Source organism: Streptococcus sp. DD12 (assembly GCF_001578885.1).
Lineage (GTDB): Bacteria > Bacillota > Bacilli > Lactobacillales > Streptococcaceae > Streptococcus.
Genome location: NZ_KQ969497.1, coordinates 94392 through 115264 on the forward strand (window position 1 = coordinate 94392; position 20873 = coordinate 115264).

A 20873-nucleotide genomic window follows, 5' to 3' on the forward strand; every position below is an offset into this window, starting at 1 on the left:
TATAGCATTCAAAGAGGAAGTCTGACAAGCGCTCCAAAATGTGGTAAAATAAATGGCTTTATGAAAGTTTTAATACCATTGGAGGAAATATGACAGAAAGTCCGATTCGATACCGATTAATCAAAAAAGAAAAACATACAGGTGCTCGCTTGGGGGAAATTATCACCCCACACGGGACCTTTCCCACACCTATGTTTATGCCTGTCGGGACACAGGCTACGGTAAAAACTCAGTCCCCAGAAGAACTCAAAGAGATGGGGTCGGGTATTATTTTAGCCAATACCTATCATCTGTGGTTGCGCCCTGGGGATGACTTGATTGCGCGTGCTGGAGGACTGCATACCTTTATGAACTGGGACCAACCCATTCTGACCGATAGTGGTGGTTTTCAGGTATATTCCTTGGCAGAGAATCGCAATATTACTGAAGAAGGGGTCACCTTTAAAAACCACCTTAACGGCGCTAAAATGTTTTTGTCCCCAGAAAAAGCGATTTCGATCCAGAATAATCTGGGAAGTGATATCATGATGTCCTTTGACGAATGTCCACAATTTTACCAACCGTATGACTACGTCAAGAAATCTATCGAACGAACCAGTCGTTGGGCAGAACGAGGGCTTAAGGCACACAAACGCCCGCAGGATCAAGGGCTATTCGGGATTGTTCAAGGTGCTGGTTTTGAAGATCTTCGTCGCCAGTCAGCACGCGACCTAGTGAGCATGGACTTCCCAGGCTATTCTATCGGAGGTTTGGCAGTTGGAGAAAGTCACGAAGAGATGAATGCTGTTTTAGACTTTACCACTCAACTGCTACCAGAAAACAAACCCCGTTACCTTATGGGGGTTGGAGCGCCGGACAGTCTGATTGACGGGGTTATTCGTGGAATTGATATGTTTGATTGCGTTTTACCAACTCGGATTGCCAGAAATGGAACCTGTATGACGAGTGAGGGACGTTTAGTGGTGAAAAATGCCCAATATGCGGAAGATTTTACTCCTCTTGATCCCAACTGTGATTGTTACACCTGTCAAAACTACACGCGTGCCTACCTGCGTCACTTGATTAAAGCAGATGAAACCTTCGGGATGCGTTTGACCAGTTACCATAACCTTTATTTCCTCGTTAACCTGATGAAACAAGTCCGTCAAGCTATCCTGGATGATAATTTATTAGAATTCCGTGAAGATTTTATTGAACGCTATGGCTACAACCGCAACAAAAGGAATTTCTAAAAAACACCCACAAGCACTTGACGGCAGTAGCGATTTTTTGATAAGATATAAGACGGTATTGTTTACCCCATTTGTAAGGCCCCGGAACCTTTCAAATACCTCGTGGACCGGAACATCCACACTGTAAACAAATATTACGAATTCGTATAGGAGAACTCATGAACAAAACAACATACATGGCTAAGCCAGGTGAAGTTGAACGCAAGTGGTACATCGTTGATGCCACTGATGTCCCTCTTGGACGTCTTTCTGCAGTAGTTGCTAGCGTACTGCGTGGAAAGAACAAACCAACCTTTACCCCTCACACAGATACTGGTGACTTCGTTATCGTCATCAACGCTGAAAAAGTGAAATTGACTGGTAAAAAAGCAACAGACAAAATCTACTACACACACTCAATGTATCCAGGTGGATTGAAACAAATCTCAGCAGGTGAACTTCGTTCTAAAAACGCTGTACGTTTGATCGAAAAATCTGTAAAAGGTATGCTTCCACACAACACTCTTGGACGCGCACAAGGTATGAAGTTGAAAGTCTTCGTTGGCGCTGAGCACACTCACGCTGCACAACAACCAGAAGTACTTGATATCTCAGGACTTATCTAATTTTTTAAGGAAAGGAGACATATAAATGGCACAAGCACAATATTCAGCAACTGGACGCCGTAAAAATGCGGTTGCCCGCGTTCGTTTGGTACCAGGTACAGGTAAAATCACTGTCAACAAAAAAGATGTTGAAGAATACATCCCCCACGCAGACCTTCGTTTGGTCATCAACCAACCATTTGCAGTAACTTCAACTGTTGGTTCATATGACGTTTTCGTAAACGTTGTCGGTGGTGGTTATGCAGGTCAATCAGGAGCAATCCGTCATGGTATCGCTCGCGCCTTGCTTGAAGTAGACCCAGACTTCCGCGATTCATTGAAACGCGCAGGCCTTCTGACTCGTGATGCTCGTATGGTAGAACGTAAGAAACCAGGTCTTAAGAAAGCTCGTAAAGCTAGCCAGTTCTCTAAACGTTAAGAGACAGCTACAATACAGCATTTATCAACACTTCATGGTTCACACCATGGGGTGTTTTTTGATGGTTTTTTAGCAAAATTCACACCACTTTTCACACCAAATTCACACCATTATTTTTAAGGTTTCGGTAGGCGATTTCACCAACAGCCATTGGTATGACATTTGAAGTATTGACATAGGTCTTAGTTGTGAGAGTGTCGCTATGCGTTAAAGCCTCTGAAATGGCTTCTAGTGATGTGCCAGATTGTTTGGCAAGAGTTGCCCCCGTATGACGTAATTTATGAGGTGTAGCGTGTATTAGTTCCTTATGACGGCGTTCGACTGACTTCATCTTATTATTAAGATAATCAGCATGTAAGGGACTATTAACGTTTCCTTTTGTGTCAATATAAGTAAAGACATACTGTTCATCAGATTGAATAATATTGAATTTTGCTAATTCCAATTTTTGTTGCTTTTTCCAAGCACGGAGTAAATCAGCTAGCTCAATAGGAATATGGAAAGTTGTCTTTTTATTACCCTTAGTTGATTTTGGATTTTTATACTTATCCAAGGCTTTCACTAACTGAATTTCTTGTTTCTTTAGGTCAATGTGCTTCCATTGTAAGGCGTAGCTTTCAGATTTTCTATCTCCTAAGAAAAAAGTTGTATAGAATAAGACATAATCTTTGAAGAGAAGTTTGTCATTTTCTAAATCTTCTTCAAAAGCTGTGAACCATGCTTGTAGTTCTGATTGTGACAGATACAAATCTTCATCATTTTTAGACTCTTGTAGTTTGATTTTTTTAGTTGCCTTAATACGGCTAATGGTTTTAGAGAGACGATTGATTTCGATATATTCTAATTCCTCAGCCCAATCAAAAACAGAGTTAACATAACTTCTGATGACTTTGAAGTTGGCATATTCTTCTGCTTTTTGGGTCAATAGGTTCAAAACGACTTGTTTATTTTGATTGAGAAAATCAATAGAATAATTTCCAAGCAAGGGTAGGATATGTTTTCTAAAGACAATTTCTGTACCGTCAATAGTAGCTTGTGACGGTGGTTTTGTGGTAGATGTTGTTTGACCTGCTTTGTAAGATTCCCACCAAATATTGTGATAAAAATCGGAAAAGAGGATTGAACTATTTGTTTCCAATGAGGTTGAATCTCCGCTTAAAATTCTATCAATCCTGTTTTGTAATTCAAGTTCGTATTTTTTAGCATCACCTCTTAATTTGAAACGTTTTTCAATCACTTTTTTATCAATTCCCAATGATGATTTGACTTCTTCTGGGATATAGATACGTAAGCGATAAGTTCCATTTTTAGTTTTTGTAATTGACATAGTATTCTCCTTTTCTTGAATTGAGCTAGAAAAATACCGTGGCTTAATTATATCAAACCACGGTTATAGTGCTACTGATTTTGTAACCAGTGATTGAGTTCAGCTTTATCAAAGCGGACAGTTTTTCCAACTCGAATAACTGGTAATCCCTTTTTTATCCAAGAATCAAGCGTATTATTGGCAATTCCTAGATACTTACAAGCTTGTTGCTTGTTCAAAAACGGACTTTCAACGTTGTTACTATCCAATTTATTTTTTATTTCATTTTCTATAAGCTGGCTAATTAACAGTTGTAGCTGATGAATTTGTTCGTCTGGTAAAATCACTTGCATAGCCTTTTTTGTCCTTTCATGATATAATGTCAGTAGTTATTATTTCTAAGGCGATTTGTTTACGGCAAGTCGTCTTTTTGTATGCCCCAAGTCCCGGAACTCTGATGTTCACGGACATATTGGTCAATCTCCTTTTCATCGCTGTTAGTAAATTTCGATAGTCCCAATTTTAAGAGGTCTTGGAGAAATTGGTTAGCTTCTTCAAGTGTGGTTGCCTCGTACTTAGCCACATAGAGTTTGGCTAAGGTCTTTGAGACTTGTTTTTCCGTCCATTGTTCCGATTGTCTAAGTGTTGGCTTGGTGCGTTCAATACTTAATCGTGTTTTAGTTTCCGTCTGGAGGTAGTCCAGCCACCATTTAACAGGTTGACGTCTGCGTTTGTTGGTATCCCTGTCATTAGGTCTGACAAAGCGGTAGTGTCCGTTGATTGCCTCAAAGTAAATGGCTGTCAGAGGTCTTTTAAGAACCATTTGCTGGGCGATAATATTGGCTTTGCCTTGCCAACAACGGAGCTCCGCTCTGACCCAAGCACTTATCTTATCAACAATCTTACCCTTGCCTGTTTGTTCCATGAGTTTGTTGTAAACACACCACTGCTGGCTTCCTCGTGCGCCTATGGTGACGGTCTCGCCAATCTGTTCCCCTGTTTCAAGGACTGACCGCTCGTGATAGTCCATGTGTTGGGCTCTGGTGATACACAAGCCCCGTTTACAGTAAGCATAGAGAGTTTGAACCGATAAGGCATTATCGTAAATGTCATTAGCAATATCAATTCGGGTAAAGTTAACCTGATAGCGGTAAAGGCGTGTGACTAGAGCTACCCAGTTGTTAGCGTTACCCTCCATAAATTCCTCATATTGGCGACAGCCTTGTCCTTTTAGTTCCAGATAGACCCCCATATTATCTAAGGCTTGGTTAAAGTAAACTTTGATGTCTGAACAGGCATAGTGGCGTTGATACTTATTTATTCCCCAAGCATTCAGTGCAAACTTGTCTTGGGGGATAAGGAGTATCTCTTCTAACACCTCCTTTGGTGAAACATCTTTAACGGTTACAGCGAAGTAGTCAATTCTTACGCTGTTGTCCATGATTAGTCACCAGTCAATTTAAGGTCATTTGCCACTAGTTTTACGCCAGACCAGTTGTTACGAGTCATGTTCCACATGAGACGGACTTGAGGATTGACGAGTTCAACGGTCTTATCAAGTAAACCGTCGTTTTCTGCCAGTTTCGTGATTTTCTCGAGGTTGTCATGAATTTCAAGCGTAATCGCTTTGAGTTCTTCAATGGCAATGTTCATTTCTTTTAACATTTTGATTTTATCCGCATCTTGAACGCTACAAACTAGTTTGGATGGTACGTCTGTTCGGACTTGTTCGCCATTTACCTCTTGATACTTATAACTCATACGAGCAGAAAGTACCACTACTTTTTTAGGAAGCATGAATTGACTTTTATCAAGATTCAATTCGCCAAGTTTAAGTGTTGTGTCAGTTAGTGTTAAGTTTGTCATCATATTCTCCTTTGTGCTTTTTAGAGTTGCTATATTTTCTAAACGTACGCAGAATTATCTTTGAACCTTACTCTCCCAAGGGATTTCAGCGAAAACTTCAACTGATTGGCTTTAACCCCAGACGTATCAAGGGGTTAGCCCTACTTTCGTGTACGTTCGTACCCCCTATTAGTATCGGGGCACTAATTTTGGGGGAAGATTGCCCGTCCAAGCACGGGCACGCCATTATGGGCTACTGTGTTTCTACACACTCGCCCATGGCGTTGTGCTTCTAGCCGTGCTCACTTCCCAAATAATTTTTTCCTCTTTGGTTTCTCTAACTCTTCAATCTGTTTGCTTAACTGCTCTATACGAATAGTTAATAGCTGTTCCTGTTGTGTTAAGTCAGTTACCTTTTGGTTTAATCCTTTTAGCTGAACGGTTAAGCGACTGATTTTTTGGTTAACGGATAAAGGGGAAGCTCTACTTGGTGCATAAGCTTTTAGGATTGCCTTATCAAGTCCAAGGTTTCCTTTGGTATCTGCAATTCGTTGGAGCTTTTCAATATCATCAGCTGTAAAGAGAAATACTTTGTTGTAGGAACGTTTTCCTGTTCGTATCCTATCTTCTTGAAAGGCATGCCCTGTTAACTGTTCAATCTTTAAACGCCATTTCTTTAAGGTTGAGACAGAGTTCAAGCCAGAGACAAGCTCAATTATTTGGGCATAATCATAAAATTGCGTCATTTTTGTCTCCTCTAATTTACATTTAAGGTAAAATATCATATAATCAAGAGGTAAATAATTATTTTACCTCGAATTATCTTTATTATACAAAACAGATTTTTACCTGTCAACCAAAAAGTAAAAAAAGCTTTTACCCAGAAAGTGAGATACTAATGGCTCCTTTATATAATTATACGACTGTTCTACGAGCTGGAGAATTGGATATTAAGTCGGCTCGCTTAAAAGCAGGAATGACCCAAAAAGAATTGGGAAAAATTCTTGGTGTAACCAAACAGACGATTATTAACTACGAAAAAGGCACTACCGAACCAAGTTGGGAGCGCCTTGAAGATATAGCGAAAGCCTTGAAAATTGATATAGATGACCTTTTTCCTTATAGTGAACTTGGAGAAAAAAAGGGGGATTTAAAGTGGGCAGAGCATTTGGAACGTTTGGCAAATAACTTTCAGTATGCTCGTATGGCAGAAGAAGAATTGCTGTTACAAAGTCTTTTTGATTACTCAAAATTTCAGCGAGAGGTGGAACAAAAAACTTATACGAAAGAGCAACTCAATCAAGCGTTGGAATTGGAAAGTAGCAATACCATGTCTGATGAGAATAAAATAGACCTCATCAAACTTAAATATGAAAAAGATATTCAGAAGAAAACCGACAATCTTATCTCGTTGTATAAAGACCAATCAGACAAGGAACTTGACGTAATTCGATTTGAAAATACAAAGCTATAAATAGTTATTTGAGTCTTAGTAATTTTTGCCAAAACTTTTTTGATTGTTTTTCAACCAAATTTAATGTTGGCTTTTGCGCTAAATACTTATTATATAATTAAGCAAATAAAGTGGCTCTTTATAAAAAAAGTAGCTGTGACAAATACCGATATTAAGGTATTTTCAACCTATATTTTTCTACAATGATTATTCTTTAAAATATACAACAAAAAGCCCTTAACCTGATATAGGGCTTTTTAGCTGGATTTAAACTATTATAATAACATTAACCAATGTGAATGGTAAGAGGCTTATTAAGAGCAAATGCGATTTTGCTCATGGTTTCGATACTCGTATTGTTGCCTCGCTCAATACGTGCGATGGTGGATTGTGGAACATGTGAGAGGTCAGCGAGTTCACGTTGGCTAAGCCCCGCCTTTTGGCGTGCATTGTAGACAGCAATGGCGCTTTCTAAGATAGCTTTTTCAGTCAGATAGCCAAATTTGAAGTCATCGTTTTTCAATTCTTCATTCAAAAAATCGTCAAATTTAATGGTTGTCATTGTTATTCTCCTCAAATTCTTTTTTCAAAGCTTTAGCGTGCTGGATTTCAGTAGTAGGGGTCTTTTGCGTTTTCTTAGTAAATCCATGCGTAATGATAAAGCGGTCATCAACAACATGAAAATAAAGGGCACGCTGAATATTACTTGATACCTTAGAACGAATTTCAAAAATATCACTATCTAACTTTTTAACCCACTCCATACGTTGAGCCACCAGTAAGCCTTGCTCTTGAATTACACTAATAGTAGAAAGGAGTTTCTGCTTGTCCTTTGTCGGTATACTTTGTAAAAATTCGATAAACTCAGTCCGTCCATTTGGACGTGTGTAAAATTCAAATTGTGGGTATTTCATTATATCTCCATGATAGCATATATTGTTCATTTGTGCAATCGTCAATGGAATGGTGTGAACTTTTAGTATTTATCAGCTCAATTCATGTATTTTAGAGGTAAAATTCACACCATTCAGATGAAATTAGTTAAAATTGATTGAAATAACGCTTTCAGAAAAGCGTAGAAATGCCTGATATTAAAGGCTTTTAAAATTTAGTTAAACAAAAGTTGTTCAAACCAGGTCTTAAGAAAGCTCGTAAAGCTAGCCAGTTCTCTAAACGTTAATTCGTTACTGGACAGCAGAGTACAAACGAAAACACCTTGCAGCTTGCAAGGTGTTTTTTGTATGAGAACTGGCGGTGCGCAATTAGGATAGCTCTAGCGACTTTAGTCGCGTAGAGATATGCTATGCAAAGTTGCCCCAAGAAAACAAGCGAAGCGATGTTTGATTGGATGGCAACCACTGCACTCAAAACGTTAATTATCAGCGATATATCAACGTTTACAGACATTCAAGAATTCTTTCTTGGATGTCTTTTTTGTCTCAAAAATCGAAAGTTTCCACCAAATTTCCACCATTAATTTTTTAAGCTACGAAATGCAATATCTCCGACAGTTTGATTTACAGTATCTTTAGTATTAACATAGGTCTTGGTGATCTCTTTATCACTATGAGTTAAAGCCTCGGAAATAACTTCGAGTGAAACACCAGCTTGTTTAGCTAACGTGGCTCCTGTATGTCTTAGCTTACAGGGAGAAGCTGGAGCTAGTTCAGGATGTCTACGTCTTACGGAGTTCATCCTATGGTTTAGCTAACTTAATTTGACAATCTAGGTGTAATTTTTCAAAATGGGGCAAAAGCTATCTTATAAAAGTTTTTATAGTCGGGAAATAAAAATTATTAAAAATAGCATGAAAGGCTTCATTTTGTTAAGGACTAATTTTGTTAGTTCAATTTTATCCTAACAAGAATAGTAGGAGCAAAGTAAAGCTCTTTCAAGATTGTATCTGGTATAATAAGACGAAAGGAAATGATGATGTCAGAAGATTTACGTATAAAAAAAACCAAACTCGCCATTCGCACGACCTTTTTAGAGTTGCTAGCTAAAAAACCACTTAAGAAAATAACTGTTTCAGAAATTATTCAAACTGCTCAAATTAACCGTGGGACATTTTACGCTCACTATTTAGACAAATATGATTTATTAGAAAAAATTGAGGTAGAAGTGGGAGCTGAATTTTCAGTAGCTCTGCAAAATATCAATTCAACCTCTCTCAAGGATAATTGGGAGCAAGGTGACAGTTTTTCTCATATGTTACCAATTTTAGACTATGTAGAACAAAACAAATCTCTGTTTAAATTAATGGCAGAGAATAAGTTGGGGAATGGTTGGTTCGACAAAATTGTGTCGCAGTATTTTCAGAAACTTTTTCCTTCTAATCAACCTGATGATGTTTGGTCAAAATATAAGGAAGATGTTTTAAAGGCTAGTATTATTGCGACGGTTAATTGTTGGATTTTAGGTGGATGCTTGGAAGATAAAGAAGACCTTGCAGCCTGGATGACAGAGACCGAGCAACTCATTTTGTTTGAACATAGTTAAGACAACCATACAATTTTCAAAGAAGTGTTCGATAAGCAACAGATTGAAAAATCTTGCTCGTTGAACGCTTTTTAATTTCGCGTATAATGGGTAGTGTAATAAATGAAGTTACAACAAAGAAACGAAATGAGGAAAAACAAATGGAAAAAGATTTTACACTTTCAAATGGGACTCGCTTACATGTATTTACAGCTGATGAAATGGGCTTTATGGTCACATCGACTCTAGTGATTCGAAATAACAAGGCCCTTCTTATTGGAGCACGCTTTCGTTTATCAGATGGACGAGAAATAGTGAATTATCTTAAAGAAAATAACCTAGAGTTAGAACAAATCTTCATTATCCATGGTGATCCAGATTATTATTTTGGGCTAGAAGAAGTTAAAGCAGCTTTTCCAGAGGTAGTTGCGGTTGCGACTCCATATGTTGTCGAACATATCCTAGCAACGGTTGAAAATAAACTGGAAGTATGGCGTGATTTCCTAGGTGAAGATCTTCCTAAAAATGTTGTCATCCCATCTGTCATGACTGAGCAAGTCATCAACTTTCAAGAAACCAGCTGGGAATTGATTGGTTCTGAGCCAGCTCAGATTAATTTGTGGAATGAAGAAACCAAAACACTGATTGGTGGAGTTAATGTTTTCAATGAAATCCATCTATTCTTAGCGGATACACCAACTGTTGAAGAATTACGTAATTGGCAAGATCGTTTGCGTGAACTCATGGCATTGAATGCTGACCTAGTTGTTGTGAGTCACGGTGATGAAACCAAGTCATTTGACAATCAAGCTTTACAATTTTCAATTGAATATATAGATTATGCGATTGAAATAAAGGATAAGGTTGCCGATTCAGAAGAATTTAAAGAAAAAATTCAAGCAAGATTCCCAAATCTACGAAATGAACCAGTACTTGATATGAGTGCCAAAGTCATGACTGGAGAGATGAATTGGGGGTAAAAATGAAACTATATTATATATGGGATGCTTACTGTGGTTGGTGTTATGGCCTTGATAAACATCTGACTATGTTTATGGATAATCACCCAGAACTTGATTTAGAGATGATATCAGGTGGACTATTTGCAAAAGGAAATGAAAAAACAACAAAAGAGCTCGCAGCTTACCAGGGGATGAACCAAGAAATAGCGAATCGATATGGAGTGGTCTTTGGTGAAGAGTTTGAAAAAAATTTCCAGCAAGATTTGGAAGTCAATTCTCTTCCTATTGCTCAAGCATTTGGTGTGATTCGGAAATATCTACCAAGTCAACAACATGTCTTTCTAGGATATAGATTACAACAAGCTTTTTATATGGATGGCCAAATACTTTCAGAGCTTGAAACTTATCAAAAAGTGCTGGATGAATTTTCTTTGAATAGTTCCAAGATTTTGAAAGAGATTGAAAAAGCTTGGTCCTCAGCCGAGGAGCCATATGATTTTCATAAAGCTAGTCAATTAGGTGTATCGACTTATCCAACATTGATACTTGAAAAAGATGGAAAGTATTATGATTTAAGAGGTCAGGCTACAAATATCCAAGAATTGGAGATAAATTATCAACAAATTTTGAGTGCTAGATAACTGAAAAGTAGCTAGATTCCGATTGATATGATAAAAGTAGAGGTAAAGAAAATGAAAAATGATTATAAAAAACTAGTTTCCCAATCCTATCAAGCAATGGATGATGGGCGAATTGAAAATTTTAAAACCTATTTTGCAGATGATTTGGTATGGAATGAAGCTCTTGGCTTTCCTTATGGTGGGATTTATCATGGTATTGATGCTGTTATTGAAAACGTCCACAGTCGTCTAGGGACGGAATGGACTAACTACAAGGCAAGTCCAGAAAACTACATCGTATCAGGGAATGATGTAGTTGTATACGGGAAATATAGCGGAAGCTATAAAGTTACTGGAAAATCCTTCCAAGCTGATTTTGCACATTTCTATCATTTTAATGAAGAAGGAAAAATTAATCATTTTATCCAAGTAGTAGATAGCGCTTTGGTAACAGAAAGTATGAAAAATTAATAGAAAAGAGAAGAAAAAATGAAAAAAACAATGAAAACATGGATTGCTGGATTGACTGCTGTAGCTCTTTTAGGAGCTGTAGGAACAGTTTATTACGTAAATCAAAAGCAAATAAATCAACAACAAATTTCAAAAAGAAATAGCGAGGTATCAAAAATGACAAATACAGAAAAAGCAGTAGCACTGTTAAAATCCTTTGAAACAGGAGATACATCAATAGCTAAAGAAGTTTTAAATAAGGACTATATCCAACATAATCAAACTGTACCAACAGGATTGGATGGTTTCTTACAAATTATGGAAGACGCTCAAAATGGCCAAGGTACTACAACTGTTGAAATCAAACGTCAGATTGAAGACGGAAATACTGTCGCTCTTCATAGTGTTTACGATTTTGGCGGTCAGAAAATGGTAGGTTTTGATGTTTTCAAATTTGATGATAATGGAAAAATCACAGAACATTGGGATAATTTGAGCCCAGTCAGAGATGCGAATCGTAGTGGTCATACCCAAGTAGACGGTGTGACAAGCATTGATACAAATGTTAATAGCGAACAAACTAAAAAGCTCGTTTCAACCTATATCGATGACATTATCTACGGAAAGAACCCTGATAAACTCGATTCTTACTTTGATGGAGATAACTATATTCAGCATAATGCTGATATGGTAGATACAGTATCAGGATTTAAAGCTTCTTTAGAACAAATGGCTCAGTACGGTATCAACATGGACTACAAGCAAACCCATCAAGTAATTGCTCAAGGAGACTTTGCCTTGGTTATCAGTGAGGGAAATCTAGCAGGTAAAGATACCGCATTTTATGACCTTTACCGTGTTCAAAATGGAAAAATTGCAGAACATTGGGACGTAGTTGCAGATATTCTTCCAGCTGCAGATGCTAAGAATATAAACGAGAAATTTTAAATTTTTCAAATTGGAAACTAAAAGAGACCTTGTCAGATCTAGTCTTAAGAAAGCTCGTAAAGCTGGCCAATTCTCTAAACGTTAATTCCTTACTGGACAGCAGAGTACAAACGAAAACACCTTGTAGCTTGCAAGGTGTTTTTTGTTATTTTTAGAGACTAAATTGGGGCACGAAAGGTGTTACCGTTCACCCTTTTACAATTAGAAACAATTAGGTTTTTGACCGGAGGTAGAATCTTTTTTAAAACTTCCTTATAGGTGAAAGGTGGACGGTCGCAAATTCTAACAGATTTCCTCCCGAAGGTTTTCGAACGCTTTCAACACCAACTATAGAATAGTTGGTGTTGTTTCATTTAAAGAAAAGACAAACAGATACTGGTTCGTAGCATCCTCTTGTTACTTGGTGCTATCTCTGATGGTCAATTTGGTTGCTAGCATAGTCAGCGTTGGTGTTTTTTCTGGTGTTAAGACTTGCTTATTGAGGATATCCATAGCTGTTCGTCCCATTTCCTCGGTGTAGACGGTAACACTAGATAAAGGCGGATAGACTTGTCTAGCGAGACTGGTGTCATTAAAGGAAATGATTTGGATAGCATCAGGGACAGCGATGCCGTTTTCTTGCAGGGCTTTGAGTGCCCCGATAGCGATGCTATCACTCGCAGCAAAGTAAGCGTCAGGTAGGGTTTCTCCACTAATTATTAGGTTATTTAAAAGGTCGTAGCCAGACTGAACGGTAAATTGGCCAATCAGAATGAGGTTGGGGTCGTAGATAGCTTTTTCGATACAGAAGTTGCGATAGGCACGTAAACGAGGCTCAGGAACGATTTCGGTTGCGTCAGTTGTTTTTTCATGTCCTGTCAGGAGGCCAATAGTCTGACAACCTTGTTTTCTGAGATAGCCCAGTGCAGACTGGACCGCGTTTTCAAAATCAGTTGTCACGCAAGGGTGGCCCTGACTAAGCGTGTCACTATCGACAAAAACCAAGGGTCTTCCGAGTTCTTCCAAAGAGGCAATCTGTTTACGACTAAATTTGCCGATGCAGAGCACCCCGATGACCTCTTCTGCTAGTCTAAAAGGAATGTCGTTGAAGAAGCGTAGGATGTCGTAGTCGAGATCCTGGGCTCTCTTTTCAATCCCGATGCGGATGTTGTAATAGTAAATGTCATCGAGTTCGTCTTCTTCACTGACCCATTGGATAACCGCTACTTGAGACTTTTTCCTTTGTAAGCTATTGATTTTTTTGTGTTTTGTATACCCGATGTCATCAGCTGTAGTCAGGATGCGATGTCGGGTCGCTTCTGTTACGGATAGGCTCTCATCTTGGTTGAGGACACGCGATACCGTTGCAATGGAAACTCCCGCTAATTTGGCAATATCTTTTAATGTTGGCATGATACCCTCCCTAGGAATTAGTGTAACATAAGGTGTTATTTTTACCTATATTTTACTAAAAAATTAGTAAAAGGATTGATTTCAAACATGTAAGGGGTTACAATGTCGTCGAAAAAACAAAAAGTGAGGAGATTCTTATGAAACCATTAGAATTAAGAGAAACGTTTAAGGCGGTCTTTGGCCTAGAAGCTGAACACACTTTCTTTTCACCAGGTCGGATTAACTTGATTGGGGAACACACGGATTATAATGGCGGGCACGTTTTCCCAGCGGCGATTACTCTTGGGACCTATGGCGCTGCTCGTAAGCGTGATGACAAGTTGCTTCGCTTTTACTCAGGAAATTTTGAAGATAAGGGGATTATCGATGTTCCGCTTGAAAATCTTCATTTTGAAAAAGAGCACAATTGGGCGAATTATGCTAAGGGTGTTATTCATTTTCTGCAGGAGGCTGGGCATGAGATTGATAGTGGGATGGACGTGTATGTTTACGGTAATATTCCCAATGCTTCTGGCTTGTCATCGTCTTCTTCATTGGAGCTGTTGATTGGTGTTATTGCCGAAACACTTTATCATCTCCATTTAGAACGCCTTGATTTGGTTAAAATCGGTCAGCAAACTGAAAACGATTTTATCGGTGTCAACTCAGGCATTATGGACCAATTTGCGATTGGTATGGGGGCCGATCAGCGTGCGATTTACTTGGATACCAATACGCTCGCCTATGATTTGGTGCCACTAGACCTTAAGGACAATCTTCTTGTCATTATGAATACCAACAAACGTCGGGAATTGGCAGACTCTAAATACAATGAACGCCGTGCAGAGTGTGAGCAAGCACTAGCTGAGTTCCAAGAAAAACTTGCCATTAAAACGCTAGGGGACTTGGACCTTTGGACCTTTGATGCTTACAGTTATTTGATTAAGGATGACGAGCGGCTCAAACGGGCCCGCCATGCTGTCCTAGAAAATCAAAGAACTTTGCAAGCTCGCAAGGCTTTAGAGGCAGGCGATTTGGAGACCTTTGGGCGTCTGATGAACGCTTCACATGTCTCTTTGGAACACGACTACGAGGTGACAGGGATTGAGCTGGATACCTTGGTTCACACAGCCTGGGAACAAGCTGGTGTCCTAGGTGCCCGCATGACAGGAGCGGGATTTGGTGGCTGTGCCATTGCACTGGTCAATAAAGACAAAGTAGAAGCTTTTGAACAAGCTGTCGGGAAACGGTATCAAGAAGTGGTGGGGTATGCCCCAAGCTTTTATATCGCTGAAATAGCTGGTGGTACACGGATGCTTGACTAAGAAAGATGTAGACATTATGGCTGAAAATTTAGTAAATGCTTTTGTCACTAAAGTGATTGAAAATAGTGATTATGAGGAAATGGACCGTATTTACTTGACGAACAGAGTTTTTGCTTTAGTTGGTGACGGCGTCGCAGAAGTGGTGACAGAGAGCTCTGAAGCCATCGAACTTAAGGACCAGTTATTGCAGGCAGGCGCTCAAGTGGGTTCCATTAGTGAGTTTGCCCATATCCAAGAGAGTATCGGGGCGCAACTGATGGACTTGATGACCCCGAGTCCCAGTCGTCTGAATCGCCAGTTTTGGGAAACTTACAAGACGAGTCCTGAAAAGGCTATTGCGGACTTCTACAAGCAAAGTAAGCAAAATGATTATGTGAAAACAAAGGCCATTGCCCAGAACATCGCCTATAAGGCACCGACGACATACGGTGATTTGGAAATCACAATTAATCTGTCTAAACCAGAAAAAGATCCCAAAGCCATTGCAGCAGCTAAACATGCAGTAGCCTCAGATTATCCTAAATGCCAACTCTGTATGGAAAATGAAGGCTACCTTGGTCGCATCAACCACCCTGCTCGTAGCAATCATCGTGTGATTCGCTTTCAAATGGAGGGAAATGACTGGGGCTTTCAGTATTCTCCCTATGCTTACTTTAACGAGCATGCCATTTTCTTTTATAGTCAACACGAACCGATGCATATTAGCGCATTGACTTTTGAACGGTTACTAACCATCGTAGAAACCTTTCCAGGTTATTTTGCCGGTTCAAATGCTGACCTGCCTATTGTCGGTGGCTCTATTTTGACCCACGAACATTACCAAGGTGGTCGCCATGTTTTCCCCATGGAAGTAGCCGATATCAAGGAGAAGCTTGTCTTTCGTGGCTTTCCTGAGATTGAAGCGGGCATTGTGAATTGGCCCATGTCAGTGATTCGTCTGAGAAGTGATAACAAAGAAAAGCTTGTTGCTCTAGCAACTAAAGTGTTAGAGTGCTGGCGAGTTTATTCAGATGAGACAGCTGGTGTTTTGGCGGCATCCGAAGGGGAGCCCCACCACACGATTACACCGATTGCGCGCAGAAAAAACGGCAAATTTGAATTGGATTTGGTTCTTCGTGACAATCAAACCTCCAGCGAGCATCCTGACGGTATTTACCATCCTCATCAAGATGTTCAACATATTAAAAAAGAAAATATTGGCTTGATTGAGGTAATGGGTTTGGCCATTCTCCCTCCCCGCTTGAAAACAGAACTCAAGGAAGTAGAAGCTTACCTTTTGGGAAAGGATAGCCAAGTTGCTCCCATTCATCAAGCGTGGGCAGATGAACTTAAGACAAAAAATCCGATGGTTGGCAAAGACGCGGTAGCGGGCATTGTTCGACAAGCTGTTGCCGATATTTTTGCTCGTGTCTTGGAGGATGCTGGGGTTTATAAATCTGGTAGCGAGGGTCTAAAACACTTCAAAGATTTTATCAGTTTTGTAAATGCGACTCAGGCATGATTTTTCAGTAGAAAGGAAAGCGCAATGGCGATATTGGTATTAGGTGGAGCTGGCTATATCGGTTCTCATATGGTTGATCGCTTAATTGAAAAAGGTCAGGAAAAAGTGGTTGTCGTGGATAATTTGGTGACGGGGCATCGGGCAGCGGTGCATCCCGATGCCGTCTTTTACGAAGGTGACTTAGCGGATCAAGATTTCATGCGGAGAGTATTCCAGGAAAATCCAGATGTTGACGCTGTGATTCACTTTGCTGCCTATTCCTTAGTCGGAGAGTCTATGGAAGAGCCACTCAAATATTTTGATAATAATACGGTTGGAATGGTCAAATTACTTGAAGTGATGCATAGTTGCGGTGTCAACTATATTGTGTTTTCATCTACGGCTGCGACCTATGGTATTCCAGAGGAACTCCCTATCCTTGAAACCACACCGCAAAGACCCATCAATCCTTATGGTGAAAGTAAGTTAATGATGGAGACCATTATGAAATGGTCTGACAAGGCTTATGGTATAAAATATGTCCCCCTGCGCTATTTTAATGTTGCTGGCGCAAAACCAGATGGCAGTATCGGTGAAGACCATGGACCGGAGACCCATCTGTTACCTATTATCCTTCAAGTAGCACAAGGTGTCCGTGAGAAAATCATGATTTTTGGCGATGATTACCAGACTCCAGACGGGACCAATGTTCGTGATTATGTTCATCCTTTCGACCTGGCAGATGCGCACCTCCTAGCGGTGACTTATCTTCGTGAGGGAAACCCGTCAACAGCCTTTAACTTGGGGTCATCAACAGGGTTTTCCAATCTTCAAATTTTAGAGGCGGCCCGTAAGGTGACAGGTAAGGAAATTCCTGCAGAAAAGGCTGACCGTCGCCCAGGGGACCCGGATACGCTGATTGCCTCATCTGAAAAAGCTCGGAGGCTACTGGGATGGCAACCACAATTTGACAATATCGAAAAAATCATTGCCAGTGCTTGGGCTTGGCACTCCAGTCATCCAAAAGGTTATGATGACCGAGGCTAGTAGTTATCCTTAGCTAGGTGACAAAGCGTTTAAGAGGTTCTAGACAGGTTAGATTATTTGTTTTGAGGTAATAAGATGAAAATAAATAGTGAAGTTATAGGGGAAGTTGACTCTCGTGATGTTAGTAAGATTACAATGACCAATGCGAATGGCCTTGTCATCTCAACGCTGACTTTAGGAGCAACCTTGCAAGCATTTTTGCTTCCAACAGACAGGGGTGACTTGAAAAATATCGTTCTTGGTTTTGATAACTATGAAGATTATAACCAGAATAGTTTACGCGCCTGTCAGTCTGTTGGAAGGGTTGCAGGAAGAATTGGCGGGGCTTCCTATACCTATAAAGGTGTCCGTTATAATCTTCCCAAAAATGAAGGCGAGAATTGTTTGCATGGTGGACCAAAAGGCATGCAAGTACAAAATTGGGACTACACGACACACGTCGATGATGATTATGTTGAGACAAGGTTTGTAAAAAAACTCTATTCACATGTCGATGGTTTTCCTGGTGATTTATCGGTGTCTATTATCTATAGGCTAGATAATGCCAATCGGTTGACCATACGCTTTGAAGCCTTTGATGTGACAGAAACAACCGTTTTTAATCCGACCAATCATGTTTACTTAAATTTAAGCGACAAGCAAGATTTATCAACACATACCTTGCAAATTCATTCAGACCAGTATTTGGCTTTGGCTTCTGACTTAATCCCGACAGGAGACAAAATCACGGTTGACCAATCGTATTATGATTTTAGAAATGCAACCGATTTGTTACCACGAATTGAGGCAAACAATGGCTTTGATGATGCCTTTGTTGTTGCTGATGAAAAGAGTGACCAGCTAAAAGCCATCGCAACCCTACAGGACAAGGAAAGCGGAGACGGGATAACCCTCTTTTCTAACCGTAATGGCTTAGTCATTTACACGATGGATATTATAGAAGGAAACATTTCCTTTGCAAGAGATAAGGGTCAGCAGGCCAAAGGGCGGGAGGCCCTCGCCATGGAAGCGCAAACGCTCCCCGATGCGGTAAACCATAAAGGATTTGGAAATATTATTTTAGAAAAAGGTCAGCAGGCCACCTATGAAATTGGTTTTCAATACTTTAATGCTAAGACCTTAAGTAAATAACTCTAAAAATACTAACGACTAGGTAAATTGGCACGCATTTTAAAGCGATGCACATGTATTAACAGGAGGTTCTCATGATGGGAAAAGCTAAAGGACAGATGAAATCACGTCTATCTTATACGGCTGGTGCGTTTGGCAATGATGTTTTTTACGCCACATTGTCAACTTATTTCATTATGTTTGTGACAACACATTTATTTAACACAGGCGACCCTAAGCAAAATAGCCACTATGTTTTACTGATTACCAACATTATTGCCATTTTGCGCATTTTAGAAGTGTTTATTGACCCGTTGATAGGGAATATGATTGATAACACCCAGACTAAATATGGCAAATTCAAACCTTGGGTCGTTGGTGGAGGTATCATCAGTTCTATCACCCTATTATTTCTCTTCACTGATTTGGGTGGTTTAAATAAAACGAATCCCGTCTTGTACCTTGTTCTCTTTGGGGTTATTTACCTTCTGATGGATGTCTTTTATTCGATTAAAGACATTGGTTTTTGGTCCATGATTCCTGCCTTGTCCATTGATAGCCGTGAACGTGAAAAAATGGCAACATTTGCCCGTATTGGGTCAACCATCGGTGCCAATATTGTCGGTGTCGCCATTATGCCAATCGTTTTATTCTTTTCGCTGACTAAAACAGGTGGTTCAGGAGATAAGACGGGTTGGTTTTGGTTTGCCTTCATTGTCGCATTTATCGGGATTATCACTTCTCTAGCTGTGGGTATCGGGACCAGAGAAGTGGAATCAAAACTGCGAAACAATAAAGAAAAAACAAGCTTGAAACAAGTCTTCATGGTGCTTGGCAAAAATGACCAATTACTGTGGTTGTCGCTCGGTTACTGGTTCTATGGTTTGGGAATTAATACACTGAATGCCCTCCAATTGTACTATTTTACCTTTATCCTAGGAGACTCAGGAAAATATTCTATTCTTTATGGTCTCAATACCCTTGTTGGGTTGGTTTCAGTTTCTCTCTTTCCTAGTCTTGCCAGTAAATTCAATCGCAAACATGTGTTTTATGGCTGTATTGCAGTCATGTTGGTAGGTATTGGTGTTTTTAGTATGGCAGGGACATCGTTACCTATCATCCTCATTGCCGCTGAACTTTTCTTTGTACCACAACCGCTAGTTTTCTTAGTCGTTTTGATGATTATTTCAGACTCTGTAGAGTATGGCCAATGGAAGCTAGGGCACCGCGATGAGTCTCTGACTTTATCCGTTCGTCCCCTTGTTGATAAATTGGGGGGCGCCACATCAAACTGGTTAGTCTCATTAATTGCCGTTGCTGCAGGGATGACCACAGGTGCTTCCGCATCAGACATCACAAGCCACCAACAATTCGTCTTTAAGCTGTGCATGTTTGGTTTTCCAACAATTGCCTTGTTGATTGGACTTCTCATCATTGCACGAAAAATAAGTTTGACTGAAGCACGTCACGCCAAAATTGTCGATGAGTTAGAACACCGCTTTAGTGCAGCAACTTCGGAAAATGAAATTAATACCAAAGTTGTTTCTCTTGTCACTCCGACAGCAGGTGAATTGGTAGCCCTTAACCATGTAGGAGACAAACATTTTGCATCAGGAAATTTAGGGGAAGGCTTTGCGGTTAAGCCAACAGAAGGAACGGTCCTAGCACCTATTAGTGGTACTATTCGACAAGTTTTACCAACGCATCACGCTGTAGGGATCGAAAGCGATGATGGTGTCGTTGTTCTGGTTCATGTTGGAATTGGTACTGTCCGCCTAAAAGGAGAAGGGTTCATCAGCTATGTACGGCAAGGAGATCAGGTCAAGGTCGGTCAAAAACTCATAGACTTTTGGTCGCCAATTATTGAAAAAAACGGTTTGGATGATACAGTAATTGTTACCGTAACCAACTCCGAACAATTTAGCGCCTTCCATCTCGAAAAAGAAATCGGGGAAGAGCTACCAGCCTTAACTGAGGTCGTTACCTTTAAAAAAGAAAAGTAGAACAAGCATTTGAAGAGCTATCTTCGGATGCTTTTTCAATTTTGGTGGCAAGTTAAAAAGTGTGTGACAAAGCGTACAGAAAAATAAAAAATATTTTTTTCAAAAACCTATTGACAGTAGTGTAGGATATTTAGTATACTAATTTAGCTGTCAGGGCGACGGCGCAAGACTGAGAAAAAGTTAAAAAACTTTTTTAAAAAAAGTGTTGACAAACCCTAAA

At 39.8% G+C, this 20873-nt stretch carries 22 protein-coding genes and 1 pseudogene; 14 read left to right on the forward strand and 9 right to left on the reverse strand.

The window, feature by feature from the left end; all coding sequences use genetic code 11:
- Positions 1–89: 89 nt before the first annotated feature.
- The 3 genes from tgt to rpsI all read left to right on the forward strand — a co-directional run bounded on the left by tgt (position 90) and on the right by rpsI (position 2255).
- Positions 90–1232, forward strand: a complete 1143-nt coding sequence (gene tgt, locus STRDD12_RS07480; RefSeq protein WP_066916778.1) for a tRNA guanosine(34) transglycosylase Tgt — start codon at positions 90–92, stop codon at positions 1230–1232.
- A 158-nt stretch (positions 1233–1390) separates the two neighbouring features.
- A complete protein-coding gene (gene rplM / locus STRDD12_RS07485) occupies positions 1391–1837 on the forward strand; it encodes a 50S ribosomal protein L13 (protein WP_066916780.1) in 447 nt (148 codons plus the stop codon).
- Positions 1838–1862: 25 nt separating this feature from the next.
- Positions 1863–2255 (forward strand): 30S ribosomal protein S9, encoded by a 393-nt coding sequence (gene rpsI, locus STRDD12_RS07490; protein WP_066916783.1) that lies wholly within the window; start codon positions 1863–1865, stop codon positions 2253–2255.
- Between the two features lie 91 nt (positions 2256–2346).
- Here rpsI and STRDD12_RS07495 read toward each other — a convergent pair whose 3' ends face one another.
- The 5 genes from STRDD12_RS07495 to STRDD12_RS07515 all read right to left on the reverse strand — a co-directional run bounded on the left by STRDD12_RS07495 (position 2347) and on the right by STRDD12_RS07515 (position 6152).
- Complete coding sequence (locus STRDD12_RS07495; protein WP_066916785.1) at positions 2347–3582, reverse strand: tyrosine-type recombinase/integrase; 1236 nt, start codon at positions 3580–3582, stop codon at positions 2347–2349.
- A 71-nt stretch (positions 3583–3653) separates the two neighbouring features.
- A complete protein-coding gene (locus STRDD12_RS07500; protein ID WP_066916787.1) occupies positions 3654–3914 on the reverse strand; it encodes a helix-turn-helix domain-containing protein in 261 nt (86 codons plus the stop codon).
- Positions 3915–3973: 59 nt separating this feature from the next.
- Positions 3974–5002 (reverse strand): replication initiation factor domain-containing protein, encoded by a 1029-nt coding sequence (locus STRDD12_RS07505; RefSeq protein ID WP_066916789.1) that lies wholly within the window; start codon positions 5000–5002, stop codon positions 3974–3976.
- A 2-nt stretch (positions 5003–5004) separates the two neighbouring features.
- Positions 5005–5427 (reverse strand): hypothetical protein, encoded by a 423-nt coding sequence (locus tag STRDD12_RS07510; RefSeq protein ID WP_066916791.1) that lies wholly within the window; start codon positions 5425–5427, stop codon positions 5005–5007.
- A 281-nt stretch (positions 5428–5708) separates the two neighbouring features.
- Positions 5709–6152 (reverse strand): hypothetical protein, encoded by a 444-nt coding sequence (locus STRDD12_RS07515; protein ID WP_066916793.1) that lies wholly within the window; start codon positions 6150–6152, stop codon positions 5709–5711.
- A gap of 152 nt (positions 6153–6304) precedes the next feature.
- Here STRDD12_RS07515 and STRDD12_RS07520 point away from each other — a divergent pair, with 152 nt between their 5' ends.
- Entirely contained in the window at positions 6305–6880 is a 576-nt protein-coding gene (locus STRDD12_RS07520; protein ID WP_066916795.1) for a helix-turn-helix transcriptional regulator, read from the forward strand.
- Between the two features lie 265 nt (positions 6881–7145).
- Here STRDD12_RS07520 and STRDD12_RS07525 read toward each other — a convergent pair whose 3' ends face one another.
- The 3 genes and pseudogenes from STRDD12_RS07525 to STRDD12_RS08140 all read right to left on the reverse strand — a co-directional run.
- Complete coding sequence (locus STRDD12_RS07525) at positions 7146–7421, reverse strand: helix-turn-helix domain-containing protein (RefSeq protein ID WP_066916797.1); 276 nt, start codon at positions 7419–7421, stop codon at positions 7146–7148.
- The gene (locus STRDD12_RS07530) at positions 7408–7773 is read right to left on the reverse strand and encodes a type II toxin-antitoxin system RelE/ParE family toxin (RefSeq protein ID WP_066916799.1); all 366 of its coding nucleotides are present in this window, start codon (positions 7771–7773) and stop codon (positions 7408–7410) included. The genes STRDD12_RS07525 and STRDD12_RS07530 overlap by 14 nt, the downstream gene beginning before the upstream one ends.
- A gap of 559 nt (positions 7774–8332) precedes the next feature.
- A pseudogene (locus STRDD12_RS08140) lies at positions 8333–8566 on the reverse strand (tyrosine-type recombinase/integrase); the annotation flags it as partial.
- Between the two features lie 225 nt (positions 8567–8791).
- On the opposite strand from STRDD12_RS08140, the gene STRDD12_RS07535 reads away from it, so the two are divergent.
- The 5 genes from STRDD12_RS07535 (at position 8792) to STRDD12_RS07555 (ending at position 12317) form a co-directional block, all read left to right on the forward strand.
- Complete coding sequence (locus STRDD12_RS07535; RefSeq protein ID WP_066916801.1) at positions 8792–9358, forward strand: TetR/AcrR family transcriptional regulator; 567 nt, start codon at positions 8792–8794, stop codon at positions 9356–9358.
- Positions 9359–9498: 140 nt separating this feature from the next.
- Positions 9499–10317, forward strand: a complete 819-nt coding sequence (locus STRDD12_RS07540) for an MBL fold metallo-hydrolase (protein ID WP_066916803.1) — start codon at positions 9499–9501, stop codon at positions 10315–10317.
- 2 nt (positions 10318–10319) lie between these two features.
- Positions 10320–10940 (forward strand): thioredoxin domain-containing protein, encoded by a 621-nt coding sequence (locus STRDD12_RS07545; protein WP_066916805.1) that lies wholly within the window; start codon positions 10320–10322, stop codon positions 10938–10940.
- A 51-nt stretch (positions 10941–10991) separates the two neighbouring features.
- Positions 10992–11390 carry a nuclear transport factor 2 family protein gene (locus STRDD12_RS07550; RefSeq protein ID WP_066916807.1) on the forward strand — a complete coding sequence of 133 codons (399 nt, stop codon included), beginning with the start codon at positions 10992–10994 and terminating at the stop codon, positions 11388–11390.
- Positions 11391–11408: 18 nt separating this feature from the next.
- A complete protein-coding gene (locus tag STRDD12_RS07555; protein WP_231853460.1) occupies positions 11409–12317 on the forward strand; it encodes a nuclear transport factor 2 family protein in 909 nt (302 codons plus the stop codon).
- Positions 12318–12713: 396 nt separating this feature from the next.
- Here STRDD12_RS07555 and STRDD12_RS07560 read toward each other — a convergent pair whose 3' ends face one another.
- Positions 12714–13709, reverse strand: a complete 996-nt coding sequence (locus tag STRDD12_RS07560; protein ID WP_066916809.1) for a LacI family DNA-binding transcriptional regulator — start codon at positions 13707–13709, stop codon at positions 12714–12716.
- Positions 13710–13846: 137 nt separating this feature from the next.
- Between STRDD12_RS07560 and STRDD12_RS07565 the strand changes: the two genes are divergently transcribed.
- From STRDD12_RS07565 to STRDD12_RS07585, 5 genes are all read left to right on the forward strand, one after another.
- Positions 13847–15013, forward strand: coding sequence for a galactokinase (locus STRDD12_RS07565; protein ID WP_066916810.1), 1167 nt, complete (start codon positions 13847–13849; stop codon positions 15011–15013).
- 16 nt (positions 15014–15029) lie between these two features.
- Complete coding sequence (gene galT / locus STRDD12_RS07570; RefSeq protein WP_066916812.1) at positions 15030–16514, forward strand: UDP-glucose--hexose-1-phosphate uridylyltransferase; 1485 nt, start codon at positions 15030–15032, stop codon at positions 16512–16514.
- A 24-nt stretch (positions 16515–16538) separates the two neighbouring features.
- The gene (gene galE / locus STRDD12_RS07575; protein WP_066916814.1) at positions 16539–17540 is read left to right on the forward strand and encodes a UDP-glucose 4-epimerase GalE; all 1002 of its coding nucleotides are present in this window, start codon (positions 16539–16541) and stop codon (positions 17538–17540) included.
- A gap of 75 nt (positions 17541–17615) precedes the next feature.
- Positions 17616–18671: an aldose epimerase family protein gene (locus STRDD12_RS07580; RefSeq protein ID WP_066916817.1), complete on the forward strand. Its 1056-nt coding sequence runs from the start codon at positions 17616–17618 to the stop codon at positions 18669–18671.
- A gap of 77 nt (positions 18672–18748) precedes the next feature.
- Complete coding sequence (locus tag STRDD12_RS07585; RefSeq protein ID WP_066916827.1) at positions 18749–20653, forward strand: sugar MFS transporter; 1905 nt, start codon at positions 18749–18751, stop codon at positions 20651–20653.
- The last annotated feature ends 220 nt before the right edge of the window (positions 20654–20873 follow it).